This window comes from Massilia sp. NBRC 108631 (assembly GCF_059704565.1).
Genome location: NZ_BAAKJE010000267.1, coordinates 64,742 through 75,078 on the forward strand (window position 1 = coordinate 64,742; position 10,337 = coordinate 75,078).

Sequence of the window (10,337 nt, forward strand, 5' to 3'; positions counted from 1 at the left end):
GTTCGATCCACTTCAGGAGCCACATGCATAGCAAAATCGTCGTCGTGGGAGGCGGGGCCGGCGGACTGGAGCTGGCCTGCAAACTGGGCCGCAAGCTGGGGCCGCGGCAGGTGATGCTGGTCGATAGCCGGCTGTACCACATCTGGAAACCTTCGCTGCACGAGGTGGCGGCGGGCACCCTGGATATCCACCAGGAAGGCCTGTCCTACCAGATGCTGGCGCACGACAACGGTTTCACCTATGTCTATGGCGCCCTGACGGCGCTCGACGCGCCCGGCAAACAGCTGACGGTGGCGGCTATCGCCACCTCAGAGCATGAGGAACTGCTGCCCGAACGGCGCATCGGCTTCGAGTCGCTGGTGCTGGCCATCGGCAGCACCTCCAACTACTTCGGCGTGCCCGGCGCCGAGCAGCACACCATTTCCCTGAACGCCACCGAGGACGCCGAGCGCTTCCGGCTGACCCTGCTCAAGCTGCTGACCAAGGCCGCGCTGAAGAAGGGCGCGCCGGGCGCGACCGAGGTGGTCGAACCAGCGGCCGCGCCGGCCGGGGCGGGGGTGGACATTGTCATCATCGGCGGCGGCGCCACCGGCGTCGAGCTGGCGGCGGAATTGCGCGAAGCGAGCGGGGTGTACGCCGCCTACGGCTTCGGCCACCTGAAACCAGAGCAGGACGTGCGCATCACGCTGCTGGAGGGGGCGCCCCGCATCCTGGCGCCGCTGCCCGAGCGCGTATCGGCAGCCGCCCTCAAACTGCTGCAAGAGCGCGCCATCAAGGTGGTGACCGGCACGCGCGTGACAGCCATCGACGCCGAGCGTGTGACGACAGGCGAGGGCGCGCACTACGCGGCCGACATCGTGGTGTGGGCGGCGGGCATCAAGGCGCCCGCGCTGCTGGCCACGCTGGGCCTGCCGACCGCCAAGGGCGGCCAGCTGGAGGTGGACGGCCACCTTGCCGTCAAGGGCCAGACCGGCATTTACGCGCTGGGCGACTGCGCCCTGTGCCTGGGGGGGGACGGCAAGCCGGTGCCGCCGCGCGCGCAGGCCGCGCACCAGCAGGCCGGCTACCTGGTGCAGACCTTGCTGCGCCAGGCGCAAGGCAAGGCGCCGCCGAGCGCGCCGTATGTCTACAAGGATTATGGCTCGCTGGTGTCGTTCGGCCAGACCTCGTCGGTCGGTAGCCTGATGGGTTCGCTAAAGGGCTTGAGCTGGTTTGTCGACGGCTTCGTGGCGCGGCTGATGTACACCAGCTTGCACCTGATGCACCACCAGGCGGTGCTGGGCACGGTGCGCACCGGCGTGCTGGCGCTGGCGCGCTTCCTGATCAAGCGCACCACGCCGCTGGTGAAGTTGCACTAGGGGAGGGCTGCAGCCGGCCAGGGCCAGCCCGGCCGGGCGCTAGGGCGCCGGCTTGGGCAAGACCACCGTCAGGACGGCGCCGCCGCCGCTGCCGGCCACCAGGGTCAGCGTGCCGCCCAGGTAGGCGGCCCGTTCGCGCAGCACGCGCAGGCCATGCTTGGCGCTGTCGGCGCCGATCACGTCCGCCTGCGGCGCCGGCCCCACGCCGTTGTCCTTCACCGTCAGCATGATTGCGTCGTCGTTGTCGTCCACGATCACGTCCACCGTGCTGGCCCGTGCATGGCTGACGATGTTGCGCAAGCCTTCCTCCAGCGCGCGCAGCAGCACCACGTTGTGGCTGCGCGGGCAGCGCGGCTCGTCCTCCGGCAGGCTGCAGTTGGCCGCCACGCCGTGCTGTTCGCCGAACTGCGTCACCAGCTCGCCCAGCGCCACGCGCACGCCGAGGAATTCCAGCTTGTCGTTCCACAGCCGGTGCTGCATCTGGCGGTTGGTTTCGATGATGGTGTGCAGCAGATTTTTCATCTGCGTGGCGCGCTCGAGCAGCGCCGGATCCGGCGGCAGCTTTTGGGTCAGCAGGCCGAGGTGCATGGTCAGCGCCGTCAGCGAGGAGCCCATGCTGTCGTGCAGCTGGCGCGACAGCGAGCGGCGCTCGTTGTCCCAGCAGGCGTTGACGTGGCCGAGCAGTTCGCTCAGCTCGGCGGCGCGCTGGCTGTCGTAAGGGGCGGGATGTGCCTGTGCGGACATAAGAAGGGTCTCAGAGTAAGATGATCTGTTTTTATGCGGCGATCATACCTGAGGTTGATTTTCTTTGTCGCACTGCCACATGGCGTGCGGCATGCTCACGGCCGCGCGATGGCCGGGTCGGCGCCGGCGCCTGCCGGGGCCGCGCAACTGCCGATCGCTTTCATCAGGTTGTCGATGTCGACCGGCTTGACCAGGTGCATGTCGAAGCCGGCCTCCAGCACGCGGCGCTGGTCTTCCGCCAGGCCGTAGCCGGTCAGCGCGATCAGCTTCATGCCGCGCGTGTCCTCGCTGGCGCGCAGCCGCCGCGCCACCTCGTAGCCGTCGATGCCGGGCAGGCCGATGTCGACCAGCGCCAGGTCAGGGCGGTAGGTGGCGGCCAGCTCCAGGCCCTGCAGGCCGTCGGCCGCATTGCGCACTTCATAGCCGTAGCAGCTCAGCATCATCGACATCATTTCGCGGCCGTCGTCGTTGTCTTCGATCAGCAGCACGGTGGGCTTGCCGGTTTCTGGGGTGTTCATAATCTCTTGCCTCGGTTCGGATGGCCGCTCGCCGCGCGGCAGCCGGATGGTAAAGATGCTGCCTTCGCCGCTGCCGCCGCTGAACGCGGTGACGCTGCCGCCGTGCAGTTCGGCCAGGCGCCGCACCAGCGCCAGGCCGATGCCCAGCCCGCCTTGCGCGCGGTCCAGCGTGCTGGAGCCCTGGACGAAGACGTCGAAAACATGGGGCAGCAGCGTGGCCGGTATGCCGACCCCGCTGTCCTCCACCGACAGCAGCATGTCGTCGCCGTCCGCCTCGCAGCAGACCGCGATGCTGCCGCCGGGTTGCGTGTATTTCAACGCGTTGTCCATCAAATTGCAGAATAGCTGTTCCAGCCGGGTGGCGTCGCCATGCACCCAGCCGGGCCCCGCTTCCAGCGTTACCGCGTAGCCGGCGGTGCGGCCGGTGGTGCGGTAGGTTTCCAGGCAGGTGCTGAGCAGGCCGGACAGTTCCAGCGGCGCCCGGTTCAACAGAATCTTGCCCGACATGGCGCGGCTCAGGTCCAGCAGGTCGTCGACGATGCGGCCCAGGTGGCGGCTCTGGCGCTGGATGATGTGCTTGGCGCGCGCCACGGCGTCGGCCGCCACGCCCGGCAGGGCGATCAGCGAGGCCGCGCTGCTGATGGCGCTGAGCGGATTGCGCAGTTCGTGGCCCAGCATGGCCAAAAATTCGTCCTTGGCATGGTTTTGCTGCTCGGCCATCTTGCGCTCTTCGATCTCGCGCGTGAGCTTCTTGTTGGTGGCGGTCAGCTCCGTGGTGCGCTGGCTGAGCTGGCGCGCCTGCCGCTTCAGCTCTTCGTTCTTGACGGCCAGCGCCACGAACACGGAGATCTTGGCGTGCAGGATTTGCGGGATGACGGGGGTGAACAGGAAGTCCACCGCGCCGCGCTGGTAGGCCTTCAGGCGGTCCAGCTCGTCGGCCACGAAGGCCGTCACGAAGATGATGGGGATGTCGGCCGAGCGGGCCCGCTGGTGGATCGCCTCGGCGGTCTCGAAGCCGTCCATGCCGGGCATGTTCACGTCCAGCAGGATCACGGCGAAATCGTGCATCAGCACCTGGCGCAAGCCTTCCTCGCCCGAGCGCGCAGCCAGGACATCATAGCCTTCCTGCTCCGACCACTGGGCCAGCAAACTGGTCAACGCGAACAGGCTGTTGGCGTCGTCGTTGACGACCAGGACTTTGGGTTTGTCTACTTTAGGCACGTTGTTGTTGGAGCCACGGAAAGGAAGAATTTCGCCTGACAAACTATTGACCGATCATAACAACCTGATAAGTGAAAGTCAAAAGCGCGCACGGCTATCGCGCGCGGCCAGTGTTCGGCTGCGCACATACAGCGCCGGTTGCGCGTGCCATAGTCGTGCCGTGCCGACCAACCCCTGGAAAGGATGCATCATGAATATCGATACCGTTGTGGACAAAGAATACATGGGTAAGTGCTTCCGCGAATTGGCGGCAGCGCCGGTGAGCGCACTGAAAGGCGTCAGCGCCGCCGACGCGAAGGCGCTGGCCAAGGCTTTCAACGTCAGCACGGTGCGCGAGCTGGCCGAGCTGGACTTCGTCAAGTGGGCGCAGGCGATTACCATCCTGGCCGACCATGAGCAGGAAACGCCGGCCCAGATCGCCAAGGAAACCCTGCTGGACGAAGCGGTGGAAATGACTTTCCCGGCCAGCGACCCGATCTCGGTCGATGCCGGCATTACCCGCATCGAAGTGGCGCCGGAGATGGTGGACGCGCATAGTGACCACCAGCATGCCGGCAAAGTCGAACAGTCCACGGAAGAGGGCGCGGCCAAGGAAACAGCCGCCGCGCACTGATACGGCCCGCGCCGGTGCGGCGCACCGGGGCCGCGCAGTTCGCTGCGCGGCCTTGCTGCGTGGCGCGCGGCGTTCACGCGACCGAAGCGCTGTGCAAGGCCGGATGGCTGGGGATGTAGGCCTCGGCGGCGGCCGCCTCGGGCTGCGCCGCGCAGTGGCGGTTCTTGCCGCCGCGCTTGGCGTCGTACAGCGCCTGGTCGGCTTTCTCGATCAGGGCCTGCACGTTGTCGGCATGGTCGGGATAGAGCGCGATGCCGATGCTGGTGGACAGCTTCAGCGTCAGTGCGCCCACCTGGTAGGGCTCGGACACTACTTCGATCAGCTTGGAAGCCGGTTCCTGGGCGTCGGACAAACTGCCCACTTCGCCCAGCACGATGACGAATTCGTCGCCGCCGACGCGGGCCACGGTGTCTTCCTTGCGCGAGGAGCCGACCAGGCGGCCGGCCACCAGTTTCAGGATCTCGTCGCCGCAGGCATGGCCGTGGGTATCGTTGATGGCCTTGAAGCCGTCCAGGTCCAGGTACATGACGGCGGCCTTGTGCTGGTGGCGCGCGGCGTGCTGCAAGGTGGTGGCGATGCGGTCTTCCAGCAGGCGGCGGTTGGGCAGTCCGGTGAGCGGATCGTGCAGCGCCAGTTCCTGCTGCTGCTTGCTGTATTGCGCCAGCTCCTTGTACAGCAGGCGCACTTCCAGCATGTTGTGGATGCGCTTGTGGACTTCCAGCAGGTCGAAAGGCTTGCTGATGAAATCGCGCGCGCCCGCTTCCAGCGCGGCGATCTTGAAGCTGGGCTGGGCGGTCAGCGCCAGGACAGGCAAATAGCCGTCCTGCTCGATCTCCTTGAGTCCCTTCATGACCTGGAAGCCGTTCAGCTCGGGCATTTGTAAATCCAGCAAGATCAGGTCGTAGCAGTGCTGGCGGTGCAGGCCGCATACCTGCTCGGGCAGCATGGTGGACGAGACATTGCTGTAGCCGGCATCGCGCAGGATCTCAAGCATCAGGTCGATGTTGTCGGCGCAATCGTCCACCACAAGTATCTTGGCGTTCAGAATTTCGTCCGGGCTAGGCATAGTAATGTCTCGTCAAAACAGTTGGGGCGGTCATATTTCTTAAGCTCTAAGTTTAGCAAAGGATAGCAGCGTTGCTTGTAGGACAGCGCCGCGTCTTCAGGTAGGAGCGCAAGTTATTCCCTATGGCAACAAAGATTTCTCTTGGTAAAAAATTATCGCTTTTGTGCCGCCAGCGCAACAGCCCGCACCAGTTCGGCCGGTTCCACCGGCTTGGAGACGTGGTCGCGGAAGCCGCACTCCAGGGCGCGCAGCCGGTCTTCCGAGCGGGCAAAGGCGGTCAGCGCGATGGCCGGCACCGCGCCGCCGCGTTCCGGCCCCAGTGCACGCACCTGGGCCAGCAGTTCAAAACCGTCCACGTCCGGCATGCCGATGTCGCTGACCAGCAGGCTGGGGCGCTCGCGTTGCACCAGCTGCAGCGCCTCGGCCGCATTGGCGGCTGTCAGCACGGTGGCGTTGCAGTCACTCAGTATGCGCTTGATCAGGTCTCTTGCGTCGATTTCGTCGTCGACCACCAGCACGCGCATGCCGGCCAGGTCGCGCAGGCCGCTGTCGGACGGCACAGCCGGCAGCGGAGGCGGCTGCGGCGCCTGCGCGCGGGCCTGGCGCGCCGCCCCGCCGGGGGCGGTGGCCAGCGGCAGGCTGACCGTGAAGCTGGCGCCGCGCCCCTCGCCCGCGCTGGCCACGGACACCGTGCCGCCGTGCTGCTCGACCAGGTGCTTGACAATGGACAGCCCCAGTCCCAGGCCGCCATGGCGGCGCGTGGTGGTGGAATCGGCCTGGCGGAAGCGTTCGAACACGTGGGCCAGGAATTCCTCCCGGATGCCGATGCCGGTGTCGGCCACGGTGATGGCCACATGGCCCTCGGCCTCGCCGACCGACACCCGCAGCGCGCCGCCCCTGGGCGTGAACTTGATGGCGTTGGTGAGCAGATTCCAGACCACCTGCTGCATCCGGCTGGGGTCGGCCGCTACCAGGCCGGTGCTGTGGAAGTCGCGTTCGATCTGGATGCCCTTGGCGTCGGCTGCCGGGCGCACCGTCTCGATGGCAGCATCGACCACCGTCAGCGGCGACAGGGTTTGCATATCCAGCAGCACTTTGCCGGAGGTGATGCGGCTCATGTCCAGCAGGTCTTCGATCAGCTGCGCCTGTGCCCGGGCGTTGCGCTCGATGGTTTGCAGTCCGCGGTGCAGGTCGGCCTCGTCGCGGCTGCCGCGCCGCAGCACCTGGGCCCAGCCCAGGATGGCGGTCAGCGGCGTGCGCAGCTCGTGCGACAGCGTGGCCAGGAATTCGTCCTTCATCTGGCTGGTGCGCTCGGCCTCGGCGCGCGCGCTGCGTTCGCTGTCCAGCAGGATCTTGCGCTCCTCGGCGGCTTGCTGGGCCGCTTCGTACAGGCGGGCATTGTCGATTGCCACGGCGGCCTGGGCCGCGATGCCGCCGATGATGCGCTCGGTGCGCTCGTTGAACATGTGCGGCTCGGGGTGGCCGAAGAACAGCGAGCCGATCACCTCGCCCGAGCGCGACACCACCGGCACCGCCAGGTAGCTGCGCACGGCCGGGTGGCCCTTGGGCACGCCGGTGTGGGGCGGGTTCCGGCCGTAGCGCGGGTCGCGCAGCAGGTCGTCGCTGCGCAGCGTGCCTTCGCCGCGCATGCTGGGGCCGAACAGGGTGGTGGCGCGCGGGTGGGGGAAGTGGGCAAAGGCCTCGGGCGGCATGCCCGACAGCGTGTACAGGGTGAGCACGCCGCCGTCGGCGCTGGTGCTGTTGTAGAAGAAGGCGCCGAAGCGGGCGCCGCTGATGCGGGTGGCCGCGTCGGTGACTTCCTGCAGCAGCGAGCGCAGGTTGCGCTTGGACGCCAGCGCGTTGCCGGTGGTGTTCAGCAGCTCCAGGATGGCGCTCTCGTCGCGCAGCGCCTCCTGCACCCGCTTGACCTGGTCGACGTCGGTGCTGGTGCCGAACCAGCGCACCAGGCGGCCGGTGCTGTCGCGCACCGGGTTGGCGCGCGACAGGAACCAGCGGAAGTGCCCGTCCGCGCCGCGGATCGGGAATTCCATTTCAAACGGCATGCCGGTGCGCAGCGATTCCTGCCAGTGCTGGCGGATCGCCGGCAGGGTCTCCGGGTCGTACGCTTCTTCCCAGCCGGTGGGCGGCGCGTCGTCGCGCGCCAGGCCGGTGTATTCGTACCAGCGCTCGTTGTACCACACCACGGCGCCGTCGAAGCGGGCGATCCAGGCCAGCTGCGGGATCGAGTTGGCCATGGCCTGCAGTTCTTCCTGGCTCTGGCGCAAGGTGTTTTCGGCGGCCTTGCGGTCGGAAATGTCCTGCACCATGCCGGTCATGCCCAGCACCGCGCCGTCCTCGGCGTAGTTGCCGTGGCCGACCACGGACAGCCAGCGGCGCTCGCCGCCGGCGCGCTCGACCCGGCATTCGATGTTGAAATCGGTGCGCTGTTCGAAGGCGTCGAGGAAGGCGGCGCGGGCCGGGGCGCGGTCCTCTTCCAGGATGTGTTCGCTCAGCGCGTCCCAGGTCAGGCTGGTCTCGGCGGGCAGGTTCAGCAGTTCCGCGGCGCGCCGGCCCAGCGTCACCAGGTTGGTGCCGGCGTCCCACAGCCAGTCGCCCAGCTTGCCCGCCGCCAGCGCCACCTGCAGCCGGTTGGCGCTTTCGCGCAGCGCGCGCTCGTCCAGCTTGCGCTTGGTGATGTTCTGGATGGAGCTGGTGAGGCCTTCGGCGGACGGGTAGGCGCGCACATCGAGCCAGATCTGGCGCGGCAGGTAGTACAGCTCGAAGCCTACGCTCTGCTGCATTTCCATGGCGCGCCGGAACTGCGCTTCCAGTACGGTGCCGCGCAGTTCGGGGAAGGCGTCCCACAGGATGTTGCCCAGCACGTGCTGGCCGCCGCTCTCGAGCGGATGGATGATGTTGGCAGCCTGCGGATTGATATAGGTGATGGTCCAGTCGTGGTCGAGCACGATGAAACCGTCGGTAATGCTCTCCAGGACGGTTTTCATGCGGGCGTTGGAACGGCGCAGTTCCTCGCGTGCCTCCTGCATTTCGTGCTCGGCGCGCTGGCGGGCCAGCAGCACGCTGTTGGCGCTGCGCATGGCCGCCGAGTGCATGCGGGCTTCCTCTTCTTTGTCGAGCTTGGCCACTCAGGCTCTCCTGGAAGTAGGCGCCTGTGCTGCGCGGTGGTGGGGTTCACAGTAAATCATCGGTGTCTGCATCTAGGGGACGGCCGAACCGGACCGTAGCTTCATTGTAGCCGTCTTGTGCGCTTTACAACCGCACCGTTGGTACGCGTGCGGCGGCGCTGGCCAGCACTTGCCGCAACTGGTCGATTTCATACGGCTTCTGCATGGAAACGGCTGCGAAGTCGAGCTGGCTGGTGAAGCCGCCGCCGTAGCCGGAGGCGAACACCACCTGCAGCTGCGGCTGGCTGCGCAGCGCGGTGCGCGCCAGCTCCACGCCGGACATGCCCGGCAGGCTGACGTCGCTGAACAGGATGCCGTAGCGGCTGTCGCGCAGCATGGCCAGGGCCTGCTCGCCGTCGCCGGCGGACTCGACCTCGTAGCCCAGCGCGCGCAGCATCTCGCACACCAGGTAGCGCGCGTCCGGATTGTCCTCCACCACCAGGATGCGGGCGTGCGACGGCGGCTCCTGCGCGGCCGGCGCGGGCGCGCCCGCCAGTTGCATGGCGCACAGCACGCCGCGCACCGCGCCGCCTTCGTCGCGCAGCGGCGTGTAGTGCAGGTCCAGCAACAGTTCGCTGGGCGCGCCGTCGCGCCACAAGGGCATGGCCTGGCCGGCATAGGCCAGCGCCGCGCCGCCCCAGACCGCTTCAAGGGCGGCGCCGTTCCAGCCGAACACCGGCGGCTGCATGATGGGCACGGTGCCGCCGGGCACCGACTCGAGGCGCATGCCCATCAGCGAGGCATAGGCCCTGTTATACAGCAGGATTTTCTCCGGCCCCCAGGCAATGGCCATCGCCAGCGGGCAGTTGAGCAGGATATCGACCGGCAGCCGCAGGCAGGGCGGCCAGCAGGAAGGCGGCCCCAGCGCGGTGCGGGACCAGTCCAGGGGCGGCAGGGTATGCAGGCTGATGCTGTCTTGTTGTGTCATCCGGGGCGCCCGTCGTTGCGAAATTGACTATTTGGCTGATGCTACACCAGCGACGGGCGAAAAAAAAGCCCGCTGCGGGAGCGGGCTGAATCTATTTCCCGTTAGGAGAATAGAGGAGACAGGTGCAACTATGCGGGATGCCCCATGGAAAATCCAATTGCCGTTCGTGATGAACAGTATCCGTTTGGTGAATGAGGCGGATATGCTGCGCGGAAGTGATTTCCCTCTGGACAAGCAGGATGGATATGCCTATAATCTTGCTTCTTTCGACGGGGAACCAGAGAAAGAAAGCGAAAACTGCAAGTTATCAGCGGTTTGCAACGCGGCTGTAGCTCAGCTGGATAGAGTACTTGGCTACGAACCAAGGGGTCGTGGGTTCGATTCCTGCCAGCCGCACCAGTTTGTTGTAGTAAAATGCGCTGATCGTACAGCGCATGCAGTAACAGTAATGACAGGCGGCTGTAGCTCAGCTGGATAGAGTACTTGGCTACGAACCAAGGGGTCGTGGGTTCGATTCCTGCCAGCCGCACCAGTCTTGCTGTGTTGTATCGATGTGTAGCGTTTTTTGCGGCTGTAGCTCAGCTGGATAGAGTACTTGGCTACGAACCAAGGGGTCGTGGGTTCGATTCCTGCCAGCCGCACCAGTTTTCCGTAGTTTCGTTGTAGATGCACCAGTAGTAAATAGCGGCTGTAGCTCAGCTGGA

7 protein-coding genes and 3 tRNA genes are annotated in these 10,337 nt (G+C 66.4%); 5 read left to right on the forward strand and 5 right to left on the reverse strand.

What is annotated here, in order from left to right; translation table 11 throughout:
- Positions 1–23 precede the first annotated feature (23 nt).
- Complete coding sequence (locus AC6H42_RS29610) at positions 24–1,358, forward strand: NAD(P)/FAD-dependent oxidoreductase (protein WP_497549585.1); 1,335 nt, start codon at positions 24–26, stop codon at positions 1,356–1,358.
- 39 nt (positions 1,359–1,397) lie between these two features.
- Here the strand turns inward: AC6H42_RS29610 and AC6H42_RS29615 are convergent, their stop codons facing one another.
- Together AC6H42_RS29615 and AC6H42_RS29620 are read right to left on the reverse strand one after the other, a co-directional pair.
- A complete protein-coding gene (locus tag AC6H42_RS29615) occupies positions 1,398–2,102 on the reverse strand; it encodes a sensor histidine kinase (protein WP_497549586.1) in 705 nt (234 codons plus the stop codon).
- Between the two features lie 95 nt (positions 2,103–2,197).
- Complete coding sequence (locus AC6H42_RS29620; protein WP_057156870.1) at positions 2,198–3,841, reverse strand: response regulator; 1,644 nt, start codon at positions 3,839–3,841, stop codon at positions 2,198–2,200.
- A gap of 190 nt (positions 3,842–4,031) precedes the next feature.
- Between AC6H42_RS29620 and AC6H42_RS29625 the strand changes: the two genes are divergently transcribed.
- Positions 4,032–4,454 carry a hypothetical protein gene (locus tag AC6H42_RS29625; RefSeq protein ID WP_057156871.1) on the forward strand — a complete coding sequence of 141 codons (423 nt, stop codon included), beginning with the start codon at positions 4,032–4,034 and terminating at the stop codon, positions 4,452–4,454.
- Between the two features lie 73 nt (positions 4,455–4,527).
- On the opposite strand, the gene AC6H42_RS29630 is transcribed toward AC6H42_RS29625, so the two are convergent.
- The 3 genes from AC6H42_RS29630 to AC6H42_RS29640 form a co-directional block, all read right to left on the reverse strand.
- Complete coding sequence (locus AC6H42_RS29630; protein ID WP_057156872.1) at positions 4,528–5,520, reverse strand: diguanylate cyclase domain-containing protein; 993 nt, start codon at positions 5,518–5,520, stop codon at positions 4,528–4,530.
- Between the two features lie 152 nt (positions 5,521–5,672).
- A complete protein-coding gene (locus AC6H42_RS29635; RefSeq protein ID WP_057156873.1) occupies positions 5,673–8,666 on the reverse strand; it encodes a PAS domain-containing hybrid sensor histidine kinase/response regulator in 2,994 nt (997 codons plus the stop codon).
- A gap of 124 nt (positions 8,667–8,790) precedes the next feature.
- Complete coding sequence (locus AC6H42_RS29640; protein WP_057156874.1) at positions 8,791–9,633, reverse strand: response regulator; 843 nt, start codon at positions 9,631–9,633, stop codon at positions 8,791–8,793.
- A gap of 322 nt (positions 9,634–9,955) precedes the next feature.
- On the opposite strand from AC6H42_RS29640, the gene AC6H42_RS29645 reads away from it, so the two are divergent.
- The 3 genes from AC6H42_RS29645 (at position 9,956) to AC6H42_RS29655 (ending at position 10,277) form a co-directional block, all read left to right on the forward strand.
- Positions 9,956–10,032, forward strand: a tRNA-Arg gene (locus AC6H42_RS29645).
- 56 nt (positions 10,033–10,088) lie between these two features.
- A tRNA-Arg gene (locus tag AC6H42_RS29650) sits at positions 10,089–10,165 on the forward strand.
- Between the two features lie 35 nt (positions 10,166–10,200).
- Positions 10,201–10,277 (forward strand) — tRNA-Arg (locus AC6H42_RS29655).
- The last annotated feature ends 60 nt before the right edge of the window (positions 10,278–10,337 follow it).

What these genes read in the sequence shown, in the direction of transcription:
- AC6H42_RS29615 (WP_497549586.1), bottom strand. Translation starts at nt 2,102, where the DNA reads ATGTCCGCACAGGCACATCCCGCCCCTTACGACAGCCAGCGCGCCGCC.
- AC6H42_RS29630 (WP_057156872.1), bottom strand. Translation starts at nt 5,520, where the DNA reads ATGCCTAGCCCGGACGAAATTCTGAACGCCAAGATACTTGTGGTGGAC.
- AC6H42_RS29625 (WP_057156871.1), top strand. Translation starts at nt 4,032, where the DNA reads ATGAATATCGATACCGTTGTGGACAAAGAATACATGGGTAAGTGCTTC.
- AC6H42_RS29640 (WP_057156874.1), bottom strand. Translation starts at nt 9,633, where the DNA reads ATGACACAACAAGACAGCATCAGCCTGCATACCCTGCCGCCCCTGGAC.
- AC6H42_RS29610 (WP_497549585.1), top strand. Translation starts at nt 24, where the DNA reads ATGCATAGCAAAATCGTCGTCGTGGGAGGCGGGGCCGGCGGACTGGAG.